The sequence below is a fragment of the Acetivibrio clariflavus DSM 19732 genome, assembly GCF_000237085.1.
GTDB classification, from domain to species: Bacteria; Bacillota; Clostridia; order Acetivibrionales; family Acetivibrionaceae; genus Acetivibrio; species Acetivibrio clariflavus.
This window is the reverse complement of the sequence record NC_016627.1, coordinates 2,219,211-2,240,497: the sequence shown is the minus strand read 5'-3', so window position 1 is coordinate 2,240,497 and position 21,287 is coordinate 2,219,211. Positions and strand designations below refer to the sequence as shown.

21 protein-coding genes are annotated in these 21,287 nt (G+C 35.3%); 18 read left to right on the top strand and 3 right to left on the bottom strand.

The genetic code is table 11. The features are described 5' to 3' along the window. The first annotated feature begins 102 nt into the window (after positions 1-102). The 18 genes from flhA (at position 103) to pflA (ending at position 18,587) form a co-directional block, all read left to right on the top strand. Positions 103-2,127, top strand: a complete 2,025-nt coding sequence (gene flhA / locus CLOCL_RS09490; RefSeq protein ID WP_014255129.1) for a flagellar biosynthesis protein FlhA — start codon at positions 103-105, stop codon at positions 2,125-2,127. A gap of 1 nt (position 2,128) precedes the next feature. Beyond that, entirely contained in the window at positions 2,129-3,313 is a 1,185-nt protein-coding gene (gene flhF / locus CLOCL_RS09485) for a flagellar biosynthesis GTPase FlhF (protein WP_014255128.1), read from the top strand. Next, complete coding sequence (locus CLOCL_RS09480; protein WP_014255127.1) at positions 3,313-4,224, top strand: MinD/ParA family protein; 912 nt, start codon at positions 3,313-3,315, stop codon at positions 4,222-4,224. The genes flhF and CLOCL_RS09480 overlap by 1 nt, the downstream gene beginning before the upstream one ends. Before the next feature lie 50 nt (positions 4,225-4,274). Then, complete coding sequence (locus CLOCL_RS09475) at positions 4,275-4,940, top strand: flagellar brake protein (protein ID WP_014255126.1); 666 nt, start codon at positions 4,275-4,277, stop codon at positions 4,938-4,940. 9 nt (positions 4,941-4,949) lie between these two features. After that, positions 4,950-6,023: a protein-glutamate methylesterase/protein-glutamine glutaminase gene (locus CLOCL_RS09470; protein WP_014255125.1), complete on the top strand. Its 1,074-nt coding sequence runs from the start codon at positions 4,950-4,952 to the stop codon at positions 6,021-6,023. Continuing rightward, on the top strand, positions 6,014-8,089 hold the full coding sequence (locus CLOCL_RS09465; RefSeq protein WP_014255124.1) for a chemotaxis protein CheA: 2,076 nt from the start codon (positions 6,014-6,016) through the stop codon (positions 8,087-8,089). Before CLOCL_RS09470 ends, CLOCL_RS09465 begins: the two co-directional genes overlap by 10 nt. A 26-nt stretch (positions 8,090-8,115) precedes the next feature. Beyond that, positions 8,116-8,562 carry a chemotaxis protein CheW gene (locus CLOCL_RS09460; protein WP_014255123.1) on the top strand — a complete coding sequence of 149 codons (447 nt, stop codon included), beginning with the start codon at positions 8,116-8,118 and terminating at the stop codon, positions 8,560-8,562. 26 nt (positions 8,563-8,588) lie between these two features. Next, positions 8,589-9,242 (top strand): chemotaxis protein CheC, encoded by a 654-nt coding sequence (locus CLOCL_RS09455; protein ID WP_014255122.1) that lies wholly within the window; start codon positions 8,589-8,591, stop codon positions 9,240-9,242. Continuing rightward, positions 9,242-9,727 carry a chemotaxis protein CheD gene (locus CLOCL_RS09450; RefSeq protein WP_014255121.1) on the top strand — a complete coding sequence of 162 codons (486 nt, stop codon included), beginning with the start codon at positions 9,242-9,244 and terminating at the stop codon, positions 9,725-9,727. Before CLOCL_RS09455 ends, CLOCL_RS09450 begins: the two co-directional genes overlap by 1 nt. Positions 9,728-9,934: 207 nt before the next feature. Beyond that, on the top strand, positions 9,935-10,300 hold the full coding sequence (locus CLOCL_RS09445) for a hypothetical protein (protein ID WP_245532867.1): 366 nt from the start codon (positions 9,935-9,937) through the stop codon (positions 10,298-10,300). 142 nt (positions 10,301-10,442) lie between these two features. Continuing rightward, positions 10,443-11,213 carry a FliA/WhiG family RNA polymerase sigma factor gene (locus CLOCL_RS09440; protein ID WP_014255119.1) on the top strand — a complete coding sequence of 257 codons (771 nt, stop codon included), beginning with the start codon at positions 10,443-10,445 and terminating at the stop codon, positions 11,211-11,213. 146 nt (positions 11,214-11,359) lie between these two features. Then, entirely contained in the window at positions 11,360-12,985 is a 1,626-nt protein-coding gene (locus CLOCL_RS09435) for a DUF342 domain-containing protein (protein WP_014255118.1), read from the top strand. A gap of 75 nt (positions 12,986-13,060) precedes the next feature. Further along, positions 13,061-13,369: a hypothetical protein gene (locus tag CLOCL_RS09430; RefSeq protein ID WP_014255117.1), complete on the top strand. Its 309-nt coding sequence runs from the start codon at positions 13,061-13,063 to the stop codon at positions 13,367-13,369. A 37-nt stretch (positions 13,370-13,406) separates the two neighbouring features. Beyond that, complete coding sequence (locus CLOCL_RS09425; RefSeq protein ID WP_014255116.1) at positions 13,407-14,006, top strand: DUF6115 domain-containing protein; 600 nt, start codon at positions 13,407-13,409, stop codon at positions 14,004-14,006. A 54-nt stretch (positions 14,007-14,060) separates the two neighbouring features. Beyond that, complete coding sequence (locus tag CLOCL_RS09420) at positions 14,061-14,315, top strand: hypothetical protein (RefSeq protein WP_014255115.1); 255 nt, start codon at positions 14,061-14,063, stop codon at positions 14,313-14,315. Between the two features lie 230 nt (positions 14,316-14,545). Next, positions 14,546-15,400, top strand: coding sequence for a DUF4097 family beta strand repeat-containing protein (locus tag CLOCL_RS09415; RefSeq protein ID WP_014255114.1), 855 nt, complete (start codon positions 14,546-14,548; stop codon positions 15,398-15,400). A gap of 205 nt (positions 15,401-15,605) precedes the next feature. Beyond that, entirely contained in the window at positions 15,606-17,834 is a 2,229-nt protein-coding gene (pflB, locus tag CLOCL_RS09410) for a formate C-acetyltransferase (RefSeq protein ID WP_014255113.1), read from the top strand. Between the two features lie 18 nt (positions 17,835-17,852). Continuing rightward, on the top strand, positions 17,853-18,587 hold the full coding sequence (gene pflA, locus CLOCL_RS09405; protein ID WP_014255112.1) for a pyruvate formate-lyase-activating protein: 735 nt from the start codon (positions 17,853-17,855) through the stop codon (positions 18,585-18,587). Between the two features lie 93 nt (positions 18,588-18,680). Here pflA and CLOCL_RS09400 read toward each other — a convergent pair whose 3' ends face one another. The 3 genes from CLOCL_RS09400 to CLOCL_RS09390 form a co-directional block, all read right to left on the bottom strand. Continuing rightward, the gene (locus CLOCL_RS09400) at positions 18,681-19,316 is read right to left on the bottom strand and encodes a 3'-5' exonuclease (protein WP_014255111.1); all 636 of its coding nucleotides are present in this window, start codon (positions 19,314-19,316) and stop codon (positions 18,681-18,683) included. A gap of 310 nt (positions 19,317-19,626) precedes the next feature. Then, positions 19,627-19,773 (bottom strand): OadG family protein, encoded by a 147-nt coding sequence (locus CLOCL_RS09395; RefSeq protein ID WP_014255110.1) that lies wholly within the window; start codon positions 19,771-19,773, stop codon positions 19,627-19,629. Positions 19,774-19,786: 13 nt separating this feature from the next. Then, entirely contained in the window at positions 19,787-20,911 is a 1,125-nt protein-coding gene (locus CLOCL_RS09390) for a sodium ion-translocating decarboxylase subunit beta (protein ID WP_014255109.1), read from the bottom strand. Positions 20,912-21,287: the final 376 nt, after the last annotated feature.

Genomic DNA, 21,287 nt, shown 5'->3' with positions numbered 1-21,287 from the left:
ATATTTATAAAGAATTTTGTGGCAACATTTTTTGTAGTATACGCAAGGAAGTAAAAGACTTATTTATCACTTAGATAATAACTGAATGGGGGAAAGTTGACTATGAAATTTGGAGATATAGCAGTAGGAATATTAGTTGTAGCGATAGTGCTTGTAATGATTGTACCGGTTCCTGCTGCTGTACTTGATGTTTTGCTTGCTTTTAATATTGCATTATCATTGGTTATTTTGCTGAATGTAATATATGCGAAAGAAGCTTTGCAGATGTCCATATTTCCATCGCTGTTGCTTTTTACAACCATATTTCGAATAGCTTTGAATATAAAATCGACAACCTTGATTTTGGGAGAAGGAAAAGCCGGTGAGGTTATAAAAGGCTTTGGGAAGTTTGTAGCACAGGATAATATGGTAGTTGGATTTGTAATCTTCCTGATTATAACTGTTGTACAATTTTTGGTAATAACCAAGGGAACTGAGAGAGTATCGGAAGTTGCTGCAAGATTCACATTGGATGCTATGCCGGGTAAACAGATGGCTATAGACGCAGACCTAAATGCCGGTCTTATCAATGAGAGTGAAGCTAAAGAAAGAAGAAAGAAAATTCAAAGGGAAGCAGATTTTTATGGTGCTATGGATGGTGCTACCAAGTATGTAAAAGGTGATGCCATTGCAGGAATTGTTATAACAGTGATAAATCTTGTAGGCGGTTTGATAATTGGGATGGTAATGAGAGGAGAGGAATTGATGGTTGCTCTCCAAAGTTACGCACTCCTTACTATAGGAGACGGTCTTGTTAGCCAAATTCCGTCACTGCTTATATCCTTTGCGACCGGTATGATAGTTACGAGAGCTGCTTCTGACAGTGGCATCAGCGATGATCTTAAGCAGCAAATGATATACAACCCGAAAGTGTTTTTTATAGCTTCAGGATTTTCCTTGCTGCTGGCATATCCTTTGGCAACTCTACCTTTTATAGGATTGTCGATAATTTTTGCAGTTTTGGGTTTTAAACTTATGAAAAATGAACAAATATCTCAGCAGCAGGTAGAAACACAAATTGAAGAACATGAAGTTGAAGAAATCAGAAAGCCTGAAAATGTTGTAAACTTATTGGAAGTGGATCCTATTGAACTTGAATTCGGTTACGGGATAATTCCATTGGCCGATGTAAATCAGGGCGGGGATTTACTGGATAGAGTGGTAATGATAAGAAGACAGTTGGCACTTGAACTGGGAATGATTGTTCCCATAATAAGATTAAGGGATAATATCCAATTAAGTCCGAATGAATATGTTATAAAAATTAAAGGAGTTGAGGTGGCTAACGGCGAAGTAATGCTTGATCACTTTATTGCAATGAGCCCGGGATTTGTTGAAGAGGAAATAGAAGGAATAAAAACAACTGAACCGGCTTTTGGACTGCCGGCAGTGTGGATTACTGAAGCACAGAGGGATAAAGCAGAGATGCTTGGATACACAGTAGTGGATCCGCCGTCTATAATTGCCACACATCTGACTGAAATAATAAAAGCCCATGCTCATGAATTGACAGGAAGACAAGAAGTTCAAACCATAATTGATAAAGTCAAGGAAAAATATCCTGCACTGGTGGAAGAACTGGTACCTAAGGTGATGACAATAGGTGAAATACAAAAAGTATTGGCAAATCTCTTAAAGGAAGGGGTTTCCATAAGAGATATTGTAACAATCCTGGAAACATTGGCAGATTATGCGCCTGTAACCCACGATACCGATATGCTGACTGAATATGTAAGGCAGGCTTTGGGCCGGGCTATATCCAAAAAGTTTATAAAAGATAAGAAATCAAGTGTAATTACATTAGATCCTAAAGTTGAACAGATAATTCTCGATTCGGTTCAAAAGACCGAACATGGTGCATATTTAACTTTAGAACCAAGCACAACCAAATCCATTATGAACAGCTTGACGAATCAGGTACAAAAACTTATGAAGCTTGGACAGCAGCCGATAGTTTTGGCATCACCGATAGTCAGGTTGTATTTCAGAAGGCTTACAGAACAAGCTATACCAGGATTAATAGTACTATCATATAATGAACTTGATCCGCATTTAGAGGTTCAATCAGTTGGGGTGGTGAGCATATAGTATGAAGATAAGACGGTATGTGGGAAAAGATACTCAAGAGGCAATGTGGAAAGTAAAAATGGATCTTGGAAGCGAAGCTGTTATTTTAAACACAAGAAAAATAAAGCAAAAAGGATTGTTTAAAATGTTTTCAAAACCGATGGTTGAGGTTTTAGCCGCTGTGGATGAGTTCTACAGTCAAAAGGTTAAAACTGAGCCGGTTAAGAGTGAAGTTGCATTTTCTGTAAATAGTAAAACAAAGGAATTTGACAATAAATTGATTGAAAAAGAGGAAAAATTAGCTTTGTTGGAGAATAAAGTAAACAGCATGGAAAATGTTCTTCAAAAGATATACGAGCAAGTCAGTCAGGACAGTGCAAAACCTTCTCCTAAAGAGATGAAGCCTGAGGAAACGGAGAAACTTAAGGCTATAGAGCTTTTCTACAATAATCTGGTAAGAAATGAAGTTGACGGACGTATAGCAAAACAATTAATGGATGCCATTCAAAATAAAGTTCCTGATACTTCAAATATCAATGATGTTGGCACAATATTATACAAACTGATATCGGGATTACTTGGAAAGCCTCAGACTCTTAAACTGAGAGAAGACGGAAAGCCTACAGTTGTTATATTTGTAGGTCCTACTGGAGTTGGTAAGACAACCACTTTGGCTAAAATTGCAGCAGATTATTCCCTAAACCATAAAAAGAAAGTGGGATTAATAACCGCTGATACCTATAGAATCGCGGCAGTTGAGCAACTCAAAACTTACGGCGAGATTTTGGGAATACCGGTAGAAGTTATATATTCCATTAATGAAATACATGATGCGATGGATAAGTATAAAGATAAGGATATAATCCTTATAGATACAGCAGGTAGGAGCCATAGAAACAAAACTCAGTTTGATGAACTTAAAATGCTTGTGGAAGCTTCTTCGGCCGATGAGATATTCTTAGTCCTAAGCACAACTACGGGAATGAGAAACTGTCGTGAGATCCTTGCAAGCTACAGTTTCCTTAAAGACTATAAGTTAATATTTACAAAACTTGATGAGACGCCGTCTTTAGGAATAATACTAAATGCAAGACGCCTTACCAACAAAAATTTGTCTTATGTTACAGTCGGACAGAGCGTGCCAGATGACATAGAAGTTGCAAATGTCGATAAAATTGCCAAAAAACTGATAGGGAGCATTTCGTAATGATGGACCAAGCTGAAAGACTAAGACAAATTATAAACAATTTAAAGCATAAGCAATTGTCGAACCAGGTTACTGCAATAAATGACATAAAAAAGAAAACAGCTAAAGTTATTACTGTAACCAGCGGCAAAGGTGGAGTAGGTAAGACTAATGTAACTGTTAACCTTGCTATAGCACTTAGTGAATTAGGAAATCGTGTTACAATTTTAGATGCAGATTTTGGGCTTGCCAATATTGATGTGTTGCTTGGAATAATGCCGAAATATAATCTGTTGAATGTTTTGCATGATGATAAAAACATATTTGAAGTGTTAACCGACGGTCCCGGAAATATCAAGTTTTTATCCGGTGGCTCCGGAATGGAAGAACTTGTAAAATTAGACAAGGAGCAAATCGATAAATTTTTATCCAATATTGCTCTTTTAGACAGTTTATCCGATGTAATACTCATTGACACTGGAGCGGGATTGTCGGACAGTGTTATGAGTTTTGTAATGGCAGCTGATGAGGTGATTTTGGTTACAACTCCTGAACCTACTTCTATTACCGATGCCTATGCGTTGATAAAAATGGTAGCTAACAGGGATAAAAATAAAAAAATTAAGGTGATTGTAAATAGAGCTGAAAGTGCAAATGAGGCATACGATATATTAAATAAGTTGTCCATAGTGACCAGCAGATTTTTGGGGCTTAATTTGGAAACACTAGGATTTATTAGCTTTGATGATATGGTTATAAAGGCTGTAAAAATGCAAAAACCCTTTACTCTAAGTTTCCCAAAATGTCAGGCTTCAAAGCAAATTAAAGATATCGGTTCAAAAATTGTGGATGTTAAATCATATAGGGAAAGTTCAGAGAATACAGGTTTTAAGGGGTTTGTAAACAAGCTTGTTAATCTTCTGAATACATGAAAAATTTTAACTTTTTATAACACTAACATAAACATGCAGGGAGGCCTGAAATGAAATACAATGAGTTAGGTACGGGATTAAAACTTGAGATACGTTTTATAAAAGATGACGGTAAAAAAACAGATCGTCCTTTTGCCAGTGAGCTGGAATGGGTTGAGGAAAATAATGTTTTGTATATAGCTGCACCTATTTATGAGGGAAGGGTGTATCCTGTTCCGATTGGTTCAGAAATAGCTGTTTCATTTATAAAGGATAACAGCTTTTACGAATTTAAAGCAAAAGTCATTGACAGAGAAAACAAGGAAAATTTGGCAATATTGAAAGTTCAGGCCCTTACTTCGATTGAAAAGATTCAAAGACGAGAATTTTTCAGGTTTGATGTAAATTTACCTGTCAAGTATAGAGTAATTGAATCGGTAAATAAGAAATCCAATGAGGAATATACCGAAACTGTAACTCGCGACTTGAGCGGTGGAGGTATAAGCATGCGCCTCAAAGAACCTATTGAAACAGATAAATATCTTGATTGTGAATTATTTATTACATGCAAAATAAAGTTTATTGGAAAAGTTGTAAGACTTACAAAGTATGACATTTTGCATGGACCTTATAAATATGAAATTGGTGTTTGTTTTGAGGAAATAGATGAAAGTTTGAGAGAAAAAATTATCAGTTATATATTTCAGGAGCAAAGGAAGCTTTTAAAAAAGGGTTGATTTTAATCTATGGAGAATAAATGCAACAAAAAAATAAGAGTACTGGTGGTTGATGATTCAGCATTCATGAGAAAAGTTATATCGGATATTCTTGAAAGTGACAGCAGCATAGAACTGGTAGGTACTGCAAAAAGCGGAATTGACGCTCTTGAAAAGGTAAGAAAGCTTAAGCCCGATGTTGTTACTTTAGATATAAAAATGCCCGGAATGGACGGGCTTGAGTGCTTAGAGGAACTCAACAAAGTGGGAAACGTACCTGTTGTAATGTTGAGCAGTATTACACAAGATGCTGCTGAAGCGACAATTCAGGCTCTTGAAAAAGGAGCAATAGATTTTATAACCAAGCCTTCAAATATATTCGATATAAATTCTAAAGAAAAGAAGCAAGAGATTATTGAGAAGGTGAAAATAGCCAGTAAATCTGTACCTTACTTAAAAATAAACACAAGAGTAAAAAATAAAGAGCCTTTATATAAGGAAAGCACGACACTTAACAATATAGTTTTGATTGGAACTTCAACAGGCGGTCCAAAAGCTCTTCAAGAGGTAATTCCAGCCATACCTGAAGATGTTAATGCAGCATTCCTGGTTGTTCAGCACATGCCGCCGGGTTTTACAAAATCTTTAGCCGAAAGGCTTGACGGGATGAGTAAAGTACGCGTAAAGGAAGCAGAAAATGACGAACTGATAAAAACAGGATATGTATATATTGCACCTGGAGATTACCATATGCTTGCTGAAAGGGATGAAAAATCGAAATTGAAAATTAAGTTGACAAAAGATCCCCGTGTAGGAAGTCACAGGCCATCAGTGGACGTACTGCTTGAATCAGTTTCGAATACAGGCTTTGAGAATGTTGTTGCGGTTATAATGACTGGAATGGGTGGAGATGGAAGTGAAGGAATTAAAAAATTAAAGGAAAACAAAAATGTCAGTGTAATTGCTCAAGACGAGAAAACATGTGTAGTTTTCGGTATGCCAAAAGCGGCGATACAAACGGGAGTTGTAGATATCGTTACACCTCTTAGCGAAATCTCCAACGAAATTATGAAAATAGTGGGGGTGCAAAAACAATGGACATGAGTCAGTATCTGGAAATTTTTATCGACGAAACAAAGGAACATTTACAGAGTTTAAATGAATCACTTCTTCAACTTGAGCAAAATCCTAAAGATACAGCAATTCTTAATGAAATTTTTAGAGTAGCCCATACATTAAAGGGTATGGCTGGAACAATGGGATTTAACAAGATGGCAAAACTTACCCATGATATGGAGAATGTTTTGCATGCTTTAAGAAATAATGAAATAAGTGTGACTCCAAAACTTGTAGATACATTGTTTATGTGTTTGGATGCTCTTGAAAACTATACAGAGAATATTGTAAACACGGGTAGTGAGGGAAATAATGATTATAATGGCATAATATCGGAACTTAACAATGCTGTTAATAATAAAACTGAACAGGAAACGGTAAAAACTGAGGTTGAAAACAATCAGAGTGAACCGGAGAAGACAGACAATAAAACTTATAAAACTGCCCAGTTCAAATTGAATCAATATGAGCAAAACATTGCTTATAAAGCAAAAGAATTGGGTATGAATGTATTGAAGATCACTGTTGTTTTGAACAAAGGATGTGTTTTAAAATCAGCCCGTTCATTTATTATATTCCAAACCATTGAAAGACACTCGGAAATAATAAGATCGGAGCCTAGGGTTGAAGATATTGAAGACGAAAAATTCGATTTTGAATTTACTGTTGTATGTATAACCAAAGAAGACCCTTCATTTTTTGAAAAAGACATAAACAGTATTGCGGAAATTGATGAAGTGGTTATTACTTCTCTGGGTTATGATGATTTCCAGCTTGCCGAAACTGAAAAAATTAGTAGTGAAAATACTGCAAATTCCGTTGACACGGTTAATGCGGTAGTTGAGGATTCTTCCGATGCAAAACAGGAGGACAACAGTCAAAACAACCAGGCTCATAAAGCCAAAACAGGCAAGACAGTGAGAGTTGATGTCGACAGGCTTGATGTATTAATGAATCTTGTCAGTGAGCTAATCATAATCAAGACCAGGCTTGAAGGTATAGACATAGGAGACAGGACGCAGGCTTACAATGAGGCTATTGAATATCTTGAACGCATAACTACCAATCTTCATGATGCTGTTATGAAGGTTAGAATGGTTCCTGTTGAAATGGTATTCAATCGATTCCCAAGGATGATAAGAGACACTGCACGGGATTTAAACAAAGAAATTATTCTTAATATGTCTGGTGAGGATACTGAACTTGACAGAACTGTTATTGATGAAATAGGGGATCCGCTTATTCATCTTTTGAGAAACTCTGCCGATCATGGAATTGAGTCTATTGAGAAAAGGAAAGCGGCAGGTAAGCCAACTGCAGGAAAAATTGACTTAAGAGCTTATCAGGATGGCAACAATGTTGTTATCGAAGTTTGTGATGACGGTCAAGGTATAGATCTTGAAAAAGTGAAAAAGAAAGCTATAGAAAAAGGGCTTGTAAAAAAAGAAATTGCCAATACATTATCCCAAAAAGACATTATAGACTTTTTGTTCAAGCCTTCCTTCAGTACATCTGACAAGATAACCGACTTATCGGGAAGAGGGGTCGGATTGGATGTTGTTAAAACTAAAATCGAACAGCTTGGCGGTGTAGTAGAGGTTGAAACGGAATGGGGCAAGGGAAGTAAATTTATTATAAGGCTTCCTCTCACATTGGCTATTATACAGGCTTTGCTTGTAGTCATCGGTGAGGAAAAATATGCAATACCCCTTAGCAGTACAAAGGAAATAATAAAAATTTCTCCTGACCAGATAATGTTGGTTCAGAAACAGGAAGTAATTATGATTAGAGATACCGTGATACCTATAGTTCGTTTGAACAGGATATTGGATATTCCAACGGATAAAAATAATAAAAAGCAGTTAACGGTAGTAATAGTTAAGAAAGGCGAAAGATTGTCGGGATTTTTGGTAGATTCTTTGATTGGGCAACAGGAGATAGTTATAAAGTCATTAGGAAAACTTCTTTCGGGAATTAAATTTATTGCCGGTGCTACAATATTGGGTGACGGAAATGTTGCATTAATTTTGGATGTAAATTCACTGGCTGTTTAGAAGCTATATGAAGAGGTGATGATTAAATGGGAGAAGTAGTTAATGTTGATGGAAAACAATATGTTGTTTTTCTGTTAGACAAGGAAAACTACGGAGTAGAAATTCACAGTGTAACAACCATTGAAAAAATGTTACCTTACGCTAGAGTTCCAAAAACTCCTGACTATATAAAAGGTGTCATAAACTTGAGAGGAGAAATAGTTCCGATAATGGATATAAGAACCAGATTCGGAATGGAAGCCCGTGAAGAGACCGAAGAGACGAGAATTATAATAATAAAGATTAATGATGTTTCCTTTGGAATAATAGTGGATGAAGTGGATGAAGTTTTAACCTTAAATGAGGAAGCTATTGAAAACGTATCAAACTTTACCAACGATGTTTCTATGGACTATATTCTCGGAGTGGGCAAAATTGACGGAAGAATAGTAACTCTACTTAATATTGAGAAGCTAGCAGATATATCCAATTAAAAATAAGTGCTAGGAGAATATTAATTATGAGTATGAGTTTTGGAAGTCTGAACAATTTTGAAATTGACGTATTAAAAGAGATTGGAAATATTGGAGCGGGTAATGCTGCAACCGCTCTTGCAAAGATGATCAACAAGAAAGTTGATATGGAAGTACCGAAAGTTAAGGTTATGGAGTTTAGGGAAGTAACCGAAATGTTCGGCGGAGCAGAACTTCCTGTAGTAGGCATATTGCTCAAAATGACCGGCGACGTAACAGGAAGCATAATGCTTATTTTGGAAAATAATGCAGCTCGCATCCTAGTAAACATGCTTATGGGTAAAAGCAATGAAAAAAGTGAGTATAATCCGGAAGAAAACGATGAAATTATTTGTATGTTTGATGAAATAGAGATGTCTGCATTGAAAGAATTGGGAAATATTCTTGCAGGTTCCTATATTTCATCTTTATCCACATTGACAGGACTTAATATACTGCCTACTGTACCGGATATAGCTATAGATATGGCCGGTGCAATTATAAGTGTTCCGGCAATAGAGTTTGGAAAAATTGGTGACAGCGTTTTATATATTGAAACAGTATTTATTGAAGGCGAAACAAGAGCTTTGGGAGATTTCTTCCTTGTACCAGATATGGATTCTTATGAAGTGCTATTAAGAGCATTGGGAGTTATAAGCTAATGGAAAATATGATTAAAGTTGGTATGGCTGATATGCAAGCAGCTCGTCATCCGGCTGTATTAGTAACTTTAGGATTGGGTTCGTGTGTTGGAATAGCTCTGTATGATAAAACAACAGGTATAATTGGGCTTGCTCACTGTATGCTTCCTGACAGTACTCAATCTAAGAATGTAACAAATATTGCAAAATTCGTCGATACTGCAATTGAAGCATTAGTCGCCAAAATGATAGCATTGGGTGCAAACAGGAATAAATTAGTGGCTAAGCTTGCAGGCGGTGCTCAGATGTTCAACTTTTCGCAGTCATCAGATTTGATGAAGATAGGACTCAGAAATGTAATTGCTGCAAAAGAAAAGCTTGCTCAACTGAGAATTCCGCTAATTTCTGAAGATACAGGCGGGAATTATGGACGAACAATTATGCTTGATTCGGCTACAGGTATTTTACAAGTAAAAACCATAGGTTATGGAATTAAAGAAATATGATTTTGTTAAACGGAGTTTTAACAGAATATTAAATTATATTTCTCAGGGATAGTTTGAGTTTTATTGATACTGATAAATTAGTCCAAGTTTTGAATATTATAAAAATTTAATCATTAATTTGGTTGAAAAGATCAATATAAATCATCCTTAGAGAGGGTTTGGCAAATGGAATACGTCCACAGGTTACCATTTATTTTAGGAGCTTCAATGGCATTAATAATTGGTCTGATAAGTAGCAAAAGCGGTGCGGAAACGAAAACTACTTACATAAGAATGTCGGTAGCTTTGGTTGTTTTCTTTATATTGGGTTTATATATAAGAGAATTTATATATAAACTCTATGACGACATTAGAAAAAAGGAGGAGAAAGAACGGAAGATAGAAGAGCAAATAGCAAAAAACGAGAATCAAGATGTGAAGCATACTGTTGATTACAGAGTGGATGAAAATACTTCTGAAGCCAACATAAATGAAGCCAACATAAATACAGAAAAAGGTGAAAAACTATATGATGAAGAGTTTACTCCCTTAAATGTTAACAGTGTTAAGATAAATAAAGATAGAAGTAAGTAATAAAATGAGCAATGTTGTCCTAATACCTCTTTTAAATTTCACTCTATAATGACAGCTATCTGCATCGAAAATTAAAAGAGGCAATTATAAAGGATTTAAAGTAACATAAATAAATAAAATATTAGGCAATGGGGGATTTTAAATGTCAGCTACAACCAGTAAACAACAGGAATTGTGGCAACAGTATATTGAAACAAGAGATCCTGCTATAAAGGAAAAGTTAATACTTGAATATGCTCACATTATAAAGTATGTAGCAGGAAGGCTGAGTATATACTTCGGATCAAATGTTGAGTATGATGACCTTGTTGGATATGGTGTATTTGGTCTTATTGACGCAATTGAAAAGTTTGATATTACAAAAGGGGTAAAATTTGAGACATATGCTTCACTGAGAATTAGGGGGGCTATAATTGACAGTATTAGAGAACTTGATTGGGTACCCAGATCATTAAGACAGAAAAACAAGGAACTTGAAAGGGTCTATGCTGAAGTAGAAAATGATTTGGGACATGCTGCATCAGATCAGGAAATTGCGGACAAGCTTAATATTTCAATTGATGAGTTTTATAAGCTCTTAAATGAAGTTAACCTGTCATCTTTGATATCATTGGAAGAATTTCTGGAGCAAAATTATGAGGTAGGGGTAAGTGTAACAGGAAACAGTAAGGAAGACAGACCTGAAGGATATATGGAGATTACCGAACTCAGAGAAATTTTGGCCGATGCAATTTCTAAACTGCCGGAAAAGGAAAAAACGGTTATATCTTTCTATTATTTTGAAGATTTGACCTTAAAGGAGATTAGTGCAATAATGAAGGTTTCTGAATCAAGAATTTCTCAATTGCACACCAAAGCTATTTTAAGACTCCGAGGAAAACTTGCACGTCATAGGTCTATTTTATCAGAATAGGTATATATCGACTTAGCTATTTGATTTGAATAATGACGGAAAATTTGAAAAGATTTTACTTTCGCGATATTTAAATTGAAAATTGTTTTAATTCAAATAAAATTATGAGTATTTTGTTCTACTAAGGATAGGGAGGAAGGAATATAATGGCGGATAAAATACATAGTTCTTCTATAAATAGTGTAAATGATGGATTTTTTGAGCTGCAATATAGAAATGACGGTGTTTATCTTGTGGTACATCCTCCCATTGGAAAAGGAAAAAAAGTAGAATCTAAAGAAGTTATTGAAAAACTGAACAAGAAAAAAGTAAAGAATTATAAGCAGGATATTGTTGAACTGGCATGTCTTAAAGCAGATAAAGTACCTTTGTGTATTGCTGAACCGCAAGAGGAAGAAAAAATAGACGCCCAGATAAGTGTTATTATTTCACAGGATAAGATGAAAGCATCAATAGTAATTACTCCACCTGACGGAGGAAGAGATGCCAGTATTCAAGATGTAATGGAAGCTTTGAATAAAAATGGTGTATGTTATGGAATAAACCAATCCAACATTGAAAATGTTGCAAAATATCCCGTTTACCATCAGCCTATTGTTGTAGCTGAGGGGACACCGCCGATAAACGGTCAAAACGGAAGTGTTGAGTTTCATTTTAATTTAAGTAAGGAAACCAAACCTACTATTTTGGAAGATGGAAGAGTTGATTTTCGAAATTTGAACATAATTGAGAGTGTTCAGAAGGGCAAAGTGTTATGTTCACTTGTTCCACCTCAACCGGGAACACCTGGGAAAACAGTTTTAGGCACTGAAATACCGGCTGTAGATGGCAAAGTGGCGATATTGCCCAAAGGAAAAAATGTTGAAATATCTGAAGACGGACAAAAACTGATTGCATCAATTGATGGTCAGGTTAATTATATAGATGGGAAAGTAAATGTGTTTGCAAACTATGAAGTACCGGCAGATGTGGATAATTCAACGGGGAATATAAAATTTATTGGTAATGTTGTTGTAAGAGGAAATGTACTCTCCGGATTTACTATTGAAGCTGGAGGAACGGTAGAAGTATATGGTGTGGTTGAGGCAGCAACAATTATTGCCGGAGGGGATATAATTTTAAGAAGAGGCATGCAGGGAATGGGGAAAGGAGTTTTAATAAGCGGTGGAGATATAATTGCAAAATATATAGAAAACAGCACAATTGAGGCTAAAATGGATATTAAGTCGGAAGCAATAATGCACAGCACAGTAAAATGCGGTAACAAGCTTGAGCTTGGAGGTAAAAATGGACTTCTGATTGGCGGAGTGTGCAGAGTTGGAAAAGAGATAAATGCAAAAGTAATAGGTTCGTATATGTCCACCATAACAGAAATTGAAGTTGGTGCAGATCCTTCCTTGAAAGAACGCTACAAAAGAGCCAGAGAGGAATTGGTTAAACTGGAAGAAGATATTAAGAAGGCTGATCAAGCCATTAACATATTGAAGAAACTTGAAGCAGCCGGTCAGTTAACTCCGCAAAAACAGGAAATGATGGTTAAAAGTATAAGGACAAAAATTTATTTTTCCAATAAAGTTAACGAGCTTAGACATGAAATTTTAGATATTGAACAGAGGCTTCAAGAGGAAGCAAACGGAAAGATAAAAGTTTTGAATGTTATATATCCCGGAACAAAGGTTTCTATCGGAACATCCACCATGTATATAAAAGAAAATCTAAAATACTGTACATTATACAGGGATGGTGCTGATATAAAAGTTGGAAGTTACTAGTAAGTTTTGATGAAGTTGTATTGAAGCGTTCGTAAGGGATGTGTTTTTGTATCTTGTTTGAAAGGGTGGTGTACTATGGCTATAAAGCCTGTTGATTTCCAGGTACAAATTCCAAAGGTTAATGAAGTGGCTAAAATTCAAAGTGAAACAAGGCACAAAAATGAACTGATTGAGCAGCAACAGTCTATGATAAACCGTCAGAATGCACAAAACAGTGTCAATTTAGTTCATGCCAGGGAAAATGCTCAACAGGCTAAAATCAGCGAAAGGCAAAGTAAAGAGTCAAAGGAAAAGAAAGAAAAAGGCAATAAAAAGAAAAAAAATAATAATAACGGCAATTCAGCAAAAGAAGATAGAACAAGTGTTATTGATATAAAGATTTAACTTAACTGTTTTAAGGATTTTGTTAAGGAGAGTGCTTATGGTTGGCTTTTATTCGAGCATAATTTTCATAGGTATTGTACTTATCGTTGTATCCATTGTATGGATTATGTATGACAAAAAAGAGGCCTATGATATGGAACTTCGCATGGATGAAAAAAAGGCAGAATTGCTGAAAATAATAAGTGATGCAGAGGAAATGGTTGAAGAACTGAATAAATTTTCCGATTATGTAATTACAAGAGTCGAAGAAAAAAATAGTGAAATGGATTTAAAATTTGCTAAGGCAGAGAAGCTTTTAGAAAATTTAAAAAGAGAAATAGGTGCCGTTAGCAATTTTCAAAAGAAAGAAGCATTGGACAGCAATTCTGTTGACTTAAATCCAATGGTACTCAATGATGAATCGATGGATGAAAATAATTCGGTAAATGTAAACGATAATGAAGAAATTGCAGTTTCAAAGATGGAAGCTGAGGACGATAAATCCATGTCAAAATCGGATGAAAAGGTAGTTACCTTAAACAGCAAACATAATGAGGTACTAATGCTTGCCAAAAAAGGGCTTAATGAAACCGAAATTGCAAAAAAGTTGAACATGGGTAAGGGAGAAATACAACTTATTCTTGGGGTTAATCGATAGTTTGTGTAGAAAAGGCTGTGTTTTTTGATAGGCATAATTTGAGGAGGAAAGGTAATGCATAAATTTCACATAAAGAGTATTTTGCTTGGAATTGGAATGGGTATTGTATTAACTGCCATTATAAGTATAATTTACTTGGCAGGGAACCAGCCGACAATGGGCAGAGAGGAAATAATTGAAAAGGCGAGACAGTATGGTATGGTTTTTAAAGAAGAGGTAATTCTTATAGAACCTTCGGAAGATGCAAAAAATAATGATACTATTGAAAATAAAACAACTGGAGAAAATTTAAATTCTGATTTAAACTAAAATTATTGATTTTAAACTAAAATTATTGATGCAATATAAAAAAATATTTGGAATAATTTCGTAAATAATAACGGTCTGAAACGGGAAAATTCCTGTTTTAAGACCGTTTTATAATGCCTTCTTCTATGAAGAAGAACTGGATATAGTTGATATGGGAAATATTTGAAGACTTAAAATGTAAATGTTATACTTTATATACATTATTTTTAATTCGTTAAAGGGGTAATAATATGAGATATAAAGCTATTATATTATTCTTTATGATGTTTACACTTTCAGCATGCGGAATTACTCAATGGAAGAATGATATAGAGATTAAGAAAAGCTCATATTCCGAAAAGACTGTGGATGCAAGAGGAAAATTCAATTTTGACATATCATGCGATATGGCTAATATTTCTATATATACCTGGAAGAGGGATGAAATAAAGTTTGAAATGGCAACAAAGTTAAATGGTAAATTCAAAAAGGAATTAACGGATAAAAAGCCCGGAAACTTTGATATAGATATAAAAACTGATGATAATACAGTGTTTTTGAAAAGCATATACAAAAGAGGAAATAGTGATAACATCAATGCTGTTGCAGAGTATACCATATATATGCCAAAGTCTATAGATAATATGAATTTTAAGGTTGACAATGGAAAGATAAAACTTTTGGATGATTTTCGGGGGACTTTGAACGCTGAACTAGACAATACGGATATAGAAATAAACAGGTTTGATGGTGTGCTGAATATTAGCGGAGACAAGGGAAATGTAAAGATATCCGGCGGAAAAATAAGTGGCAGCTCAAAAGTAGTAAAGAAAGAGGGTAATATAAGTATAAAATCGGAATTTGACTTAAACGGAGAGTATGAATTATACACAAGTTTAGGACATATTGACTTGCTGATTCCTGCTGACACTAAAATCGATTTTGAAACGGTGGGTGAATTGACAAAAAATGAATTTAAGAAAAATGTGCATGAAGTTACTTTAGAAAGAAAAGGATTTGAACAATCATACGGAAAATATGATGGAAAGCCGCCAAAAGTAAGAGTTAAAAGTGATTTGGGAAAAATTTCGATTGGAAAATACTAATATTACTTGTTGAAACAGACTAATATTTTAACAGCCTAAATATTTAGGTTGTTTTTTTATGGGATGAAAAGGAAGAGCATAAAATAGCTGCAATATATAGAAATTTAATGAGAAATACTCTGGAATTTAAATTGTGTTCCTGAAAGAATAATGCGAGCAATGTTGGTAAACATATATTAATAACTGAGCTGAAGGGTGATAATTGATGGATGCTTGGCGCGGATTCAAACGCGGTAATTGGTGTGATGAAATTGATGTAAGAAATTTTATTAATTTAAATTATACTCCTTATGAAGGCGATGAGAGTTTCTTAAAAGGCCCTACCGAAACAACAAAAAAACTCTGGAAAAAAGTAACGGAATTATTGGATAAGGAGAGAGAAAAAGGAGGTGTTCTTGATGTGGACACAGAAACCGTATCTACTATAACTTCACATAAACCGGGATACATTGACCGGGATTTGGAAAAGATTGTAGGGCTTCAGACGGATGAGCCGTTAAAACGAGCCATAATGCCTTTCGGTGGTATAAGAATGGTAGTTAAGGGTGCTGAAGCCTATGGTAAGAAAATAGATTCAAATATTGTGAATATCTTTACCGACATTAGAAAAACACATAATCAAGGTGTTTATGATGTTTACACACCTGAGATGAGAAGAGCGAAAAAGGCCGGAATTATAACCGGTCTTCCCGATGCTTACGGAAGAGGCAGGATAATTGGAGATTACAGGAGAGTTCCACTATATGGAGTGGACAGGTTAATCAAGAAAAAGGAAAAAGAAATGGAAAATCTGGAATATGATTATATTGATTATGAAACGGTCAGAGACAGGGAAGAAGTCATGGAACAGATTAAAAGTCTTAAAGCGCTTAAGGAGATGGCCTTAAGCTATGGCTTTGACATTTCCGGACCGGCAAAAGATGCAAAGGAAGCAGTGCAGTGGCTGTATTTTGCGTATCTTGGCGCAATAAAAGAGCAGAATGGGGCTGCAATGAGTATAGGCAGAATATCTACTTTTTTGGATATATATATAACAAGAGATTTGGAAGAAGGAAAGATAACTGAGGAAGAGGCTCAGGAACTAATAGACCAATTGGTGATAAAGTTAAGGATTGTCAGATTTTTACGCACACCTGAATACGAAAAGCTTTTCAGCGGGGATCCTACCTGGGTTACCGAGAGTATTGGAGGAATGTCCTTAGACGGCAGGACCCTTGTTACAAAGTCGTCTTTCAGATTTTTAAATACTCTGTTTAATCTTGGACCTGCTCCTGAACCTAATATGACAGTTTTATGGTCTGTCAATCTACCGGAAGCATTTAAAAAATTTTGTGCTAAAGTCTCCATTCATACCAGTTCCATACAATATGAAAGCGATGATATAATGCGCCATTATTGGGGAGATGACTACGGTATAGCCTGTTGTGTATCGGCAATGAGAATTGGAAAACAGATGCAGTTTTTCGGTGCAAGATGTAACCTGGCAAAAGCTCTTTTATATGCAATCAACGGAGGGAGAGATGAGATTACCGGTGAACAGATTGGGCCTCTCTTTTCACCTATAGAAACCGAATATCTGGATTATGATGAGGTAATGAAACGCTTTGACATGATATTGGATTGGGTAGCCAGACTTTATATGAATACTCTCAATATCATTCACTACATGCACGACAAATATGCTTACGAGAGTCTTCAAATGGCGCTTCATGATCGTGAGGTCTATAGGACAATGGCATGCGGAATTGCCGGACTGTCAGTGGTTGCCGATTCGCTGAGCGCTATAAAGTATGCAAAGGTTAAGGCAATCAGGGATGAAAGCAATCTTGTGGTAGACTATGAGGTTGAAGGAGATTATCCTAAATTCGGAAATAACGATGAGCGAGTGGATTCAATTGCTACGAATTTAGTAAAAACTTTTATGGAGAAACTTAGAAAGCAAAGAACATACAGAGATTCAGTACCTACATTGTCAATATTGACTATAACCTCAAATGTGGTATATGGTGCGAAAACAGGAAATACCCCCGACGGAAGAAAGAAAGGTGAACCTTTGGCACCGGGTGCCAATCCTATGCATGGACGTGATATAAATGGGGCTTTGGCAGTATTGAGCTCAATTTCAAAACTTCCTTATGAATATGCCCAGGACGGAATATCCTATACCTTTTCAATAATACCGAAAGCCCTGGGCAGGGATGAGGAATCAAGGATCAGCAATCTTAAGTCGCTGCTTGACGGATATTTCAATCAGGGTGGACACCATATAAATATAAACGTGTTTGAAAAAGAAACCCTTTTAGACGCAATGGAGCATCCGGAGAAATATCCTCAACTTACCATAAGGGTATCGGGTTATGCAGTTAACTTTGTAAAGCTTACAAGAAAGCAGCAGCTTGATGTAATAAACAGAACTATCCATGAGAAAATTTAGAGTGTTTGGAGAGGGGATATGGCTGAGATTAAAGGCAGGGTTCACTCTTTTGAATCCTTTGGAACATTAGACGGCCCCGGAATAAGATTTTTGGTTTTTATGCAGGGCTGCCCTTTAAGGTGTATTTACTGTCATAACAGAGATACATGGGATACGAACAGGGGAAAACTGTATACTCCGGAAGAAATAATTGATGAACTGATGAAATATAAAAACTATATAAATTTTTCCGGTGGAGGTATAACTGTAACCGGAGGAGAGCCGACGCTTCAGGCGGAATTTGTATGTGAAGTGTTTAAACAGGCTAAAAAACTCGGTGTTCACACAGCGTTAGATACCAGCGGTTTTGTTTCTATAGAAAAGGTTAGGGGATTACTGGAATACACCGACCTGGTATTGCTGGATATAAAGCATATTGATGAAGAAATGCATAAACGGATAACAGGGGTAGAAAACACCAAGTGCAGAGAATTTGCCTTATATGTTTCGTCAAAGGGAATACCTATATGGATAAGGTATGTTTTGCTGCCGGGTTTTACTGACGATATGGAGGATTTGGAAAAAACGGCACAGTTTATTAAAGAACTGAAAAGCGTTGAAAAAATTGAAGTACTTCCGTATCACAGTATGGGTGCCTATAAATGGGGGAAGATGGGATGTGAATATGAACTTAATGGTGTAAGGGAACCGGATGTCAAAGAGGTGAAAAAGGCACAGGAAATTCTTTCGAGAGGTTTGAACAAGGGAAAATAAAAAGCTGAATTGTGTTTCTTAGCTGTTTTTTTACAATAAAAATAATAAACGACTTTTACTTATGAAGTAAAAGTCGTTTATTATTTCAAATTCTTATTCAATGTCAACTTTCAGTTTTGATTTTATTTTATTTCCGTATTTAAGTCTGGGTATTTTTTTTGACTTTTTCCTGAACTCAATTGATATAAAAGCATTTAAATCCAGACTGTCAAAGGTCTTTTGAAAAATCTGTGCTGTATAGCGTGCGTCAGCAAGAGCACGGTGTAAATTTTCTTCAGCTTCTATTCCAAGTATATTGAGGGCATTTTCAAGGCTGTATCTCTGGCCTGGCGGAACATTATAAATTGACGACACCTGCTTTTGAAGATCAATATTCTTTTTTAGCCAATTAGAGGCGAGTTTGTTAATTTTGCAGCCTGTAACCAAATGGTGTATATCATCATGTCCCCAGCTTACCAATATATAGTTGTCCCCAATCCAATTTCTGAAATTTGTAATTACTTCTTTAAAGTTTTCAGCGCTATTTATATCTTCCTGCGTAATTTTTGTCTTTCTCTTTACAACGGGAAATAATTTTTTGAAATATTTTGGCTTTATAAAAGCCTGGAATGTATCAAATTCATTTAGATTACTGTCCAATTTTACAGCACCTATTTCGATTATTTCGTTTGGAAGACTACTTTTAAACGGCTTACTGTTTAATTCCAGGTCGTATATTATATAGTTCATATTATCTCTTCTTTCTGTAAAAGTAAAATTTTATGATTAATTTTAAATCAAACTATATCATATAATGCGCAAAAAGGACATATATAAAAAATTATTTTTGAAATTAATTATATACTGAAATTTGATTTATTATTTATATTAAATAAAATTTTATTAATTCTAATAAAATCTTTTACAGTACTATAATAAATGTTATAGCTAAGACTTATAAAACTAAGTTTGGAAAAAAGTTTAATATTGTTAAAAGGCAAATAAAAAAGGAGCTTTTCCAAGATTTTTGTTCAGTAAAGCTCCTTTTATATTTTACTGACTAATTTCCATCATCAGGCTTTGAAAATTTATTTGCTAAATACATCATTAGCTTTGTAGACAGATAAAAGACAATCAAAACAGTGAATACTCCTGCAAGACCAATGCCTGAGATAGTTAGTCCATCGTATATATTTTTCCAATTCATATTATCACCTCAATTATAAAAATGCTGGTACTAAAGCAAGCAACATTCCTCCGGCAACAACTGAGCCTAACTGTCCGGATACATTTGCACTGATGGACTGCATAATTATGAAGTTGGTTGGGTCTTCTTTAGTTGCCATTTTCTGAATTACCCTGGCAGACATAGGGAATGCAGATATTCCGGCAGCACCAATCATTGGGTTTACCTTGTTCTTTAAAAATAAATTAAGGAATTTGGCAAATAACACTCCACCGGCTGTGTCAAATATAAAGGCAACCAAACCTAATCCGAGTATTGCTAAAGTCTGCCATTGCAAGAACTGTTCGGCTACCATGGTGGAACCGATTATTACTCCAAGAAGTATTGTAACAAGATTGGCTAATTCATTTTGTGCCGCTTGTGACAATCTTTCCAATACTCCACATTCTCTAATAAGATTTCCGAACATTAACAGTCCAACAAGAGATACACTGTCCGGTGCAACAAGACCGGCAATTATAGTGATAACTATCGGAAATACAATTTTAACTGATTTTGGAACGTTAACCTGATGGTATTCCATTCTAATAAGGCGTTCTTTTTTAGTTGTAAGAAGCTTGATAACCGGTGGCTGAATAATAGGTACAAGGGACATATAAGAATAGGCAGCTACGGTAATAGCACCTATAAGTCCCGATTTATTAGGGCTAATAAACTTGTTGGCTACAAAAATGGCAGTAGGTCCATCGGCAGCACCAATTATACCTATTGAAGCTGCTTCACCCAAATCAAAGCCAAGCAAAAGTGCTACCATCATTGTGGCAAATATTCCGAATTGAGCAGCAGCGCCGAAAAACAACATAAAAGGATTTTGTAAAAGCGGTCCGAAATCAATCATTGCACCGACTGCAATAAAGATAAGTACAGGGAACAAGTCATTGCGTATGGTATTATTATAAAGAAATGTCAGGACACCGTGGCTTTGGTCGATTGCAGCAGAAAAGGGAATGTTTGCAAGTATTGTTCCGAATCCTATCGGCAAGAGAAGAGTAGGTTCATATTCTTTCTTAATAGCAAGATAAATGAGTATACCGGCGATAACAAACATTATTAAGTTTCCTAATGAAAAATTGGTAATACCTTTGATTAGTTCTTGCACGGGCGAGCCTCCTTTAATTATTAGTTTTCCTATTACAGTATATTTTTTTTACAGGTTTATTTCAAGTGTTTTAGGAACATTATAATAAAATTATTATGTTATTCTTTATGTTTTAATATTACATTTGGATTGATTACTTTTAAGTATCCTATTTATTATTTTTAACAACAACCATAGATAAGCAAAAACCTTTATAATCAATAGGTATCTCTCCAATAATATCAAAATTATTTATATCCATAACTGCAATGCATTGTTTTTGAGTTTCATAAATAAACAGATAATTATCTTGAAGAAACATTGATGTAATTCCATTAAACCCATCTATAGTTTTAATAACTTCATCTGTATTAGTATCAAATATAATGAGGGTTTC

What these genes read in the sequence shown, in the direction of transcription:
- CLOCL_RS09420 (WP_014255115.1), top strand. Translation starts at nt 14,061, where the DNA reads ATGCATAAATTTCACATAAAGAGTATTTTGCTTGGAATTGGAATGGGT.
- CLOCL_RS09455 (WP_014255122.1), top strand. Translation starts at nt 8,589, where the DNA reads ATGAGTATGAGTTTTGGAAGTCTGAACAATTTTGAAATTGACGTATTA.
- CLOCL_RS09470 (WP_014255125.1), top strand. Translation starts at nt 4,950, where the DNA reads ATGGAGAATAAATGCAACAAAAAAATAAGAGTACTGGTGGTTGATGAT.
- CLOCL_RS09480 (WP_014255127.1), top strand. Translation starts at nt 3,313, where the DNA reads ATGATGGACCAAGCTGAAAGACTAAGACAAATTATAAACAATTTAAAG.
- flhA (WP_014255129.1), top strand. Translation starts at nt 103, where the DNA reads ATGAAATTTGGAGATATAGCAGTAGGAATATTAGTTGTAGCGATAGTG.
- CLOCL_RS09435 (WP_014255118.1), top strand. Translation starts at nt 11,360, where the DNA reads ATGGCGGATAAAATACATAGTTCTTCTATAAATAGTGTAAATGATGGA.
- CLOCL_RS09440 (WP_014255119.1), top strand. Translation starts at nt 10,443, where the DNA reads ATGTCAGCTACAACCAGTAAACAACAGGAATTGTGGCAACAGTATATT.
- CLOCL_RS09460 (WP_014255123.1), top strand. Translation starts at nt 8,116, where the DNA reads ATGGGAGAAGTAGTTAATGTTGATGGAAAACAATATGTTGTTTTTCTG.
- CLOCL_RS09450 (WP_014255121.1), top strand. Translation starts at nt 9,242, where the DNA reads ATGGAAAATATGATTAAAGTTGGTATGGCTGATATGCAAGCAGCTCGT.
- CLOCL_RS09445 (WP_245532867.1), top strand. Translation starts at nt 9,935, where the DNA reads ATGGCATTAATAATTGGTCTGATAAGTAGCAAAAGCGGTGCGGAAACG.
- CLOCL_RS09425 (WP_014255116.1), top strand. Translation starts at nt 13,407, where the DNA reads ATGGTTGGCTTTTATTCGAGCATAATTTTCATAGGTATTGTACTTATC.
- CLOCL_RS09415 (WP_014255114.1), top strand. Translation starts at nt 14,546, where the DNA reads ATGAGATATAAAGCTATTATATTATTCTTTATGATGTTTACACTTTCA.
- CLOCL_RS09475 (WP_014255126.1), top strand. Translation starts at nt 4,275, where the DNA reads ATGAAATACAATGAGTTAGGTACGGGATTAAAACTTGAGATACGTTTT.
- CLOCL_RS09430 (WP_014255117.1), top strand. Translation starts at nt 13,061, where the DNA reads ATGGCTATAAAGCCTGTTGATTTCCAGGTACAAATTCCAAAGGTTAAT.
- flhF (WP_014255128.1), top strand. Translation starts at nt 2,129, where the DNA reads ATGAAGATAAGACGGTATGTGGGAAAAGATACTCAAGAGGCAATGTGG.
- CLOCL_RS09400 (WP_014255111.1), bottom strand. Translation starts at nt 19,316, where the DNA reads ATGAACTATATAATATACGACCTGGAATTAAACAGTAAGCCGTTTAAA.
- pflB (WP_014255113.1), top strand. Translation starts at nt 15,606, where the DNA reads ATGGATGCTTGGCGCGGATTCAAACGCGGTAATTGGTGTGATGAAATT.
- CLOCL_RS09395 (WP_014255110.1), bottom strand. Translation starts at nt 19,773, where the DNA reads ATGAATTGGAAAAATATATACGATGGACTAACTATCTCAGGCATTGGT.
- CLOCL_RS09465 (WP_014255124.1), top strand. Translation starts at nt 6,014, where the DNA reads ATGGACATGAGTCAGTATCTGGAAATTTTTATCGACGAAACAAAGGAA.
- pflA (WP_014255112.1), top strand. Translation starts at nt 17,853, where the DNA reads ATGGCTGAGATTAAAGGCAGGGTTCACTCTTTTGAATCCTTTGGAACA.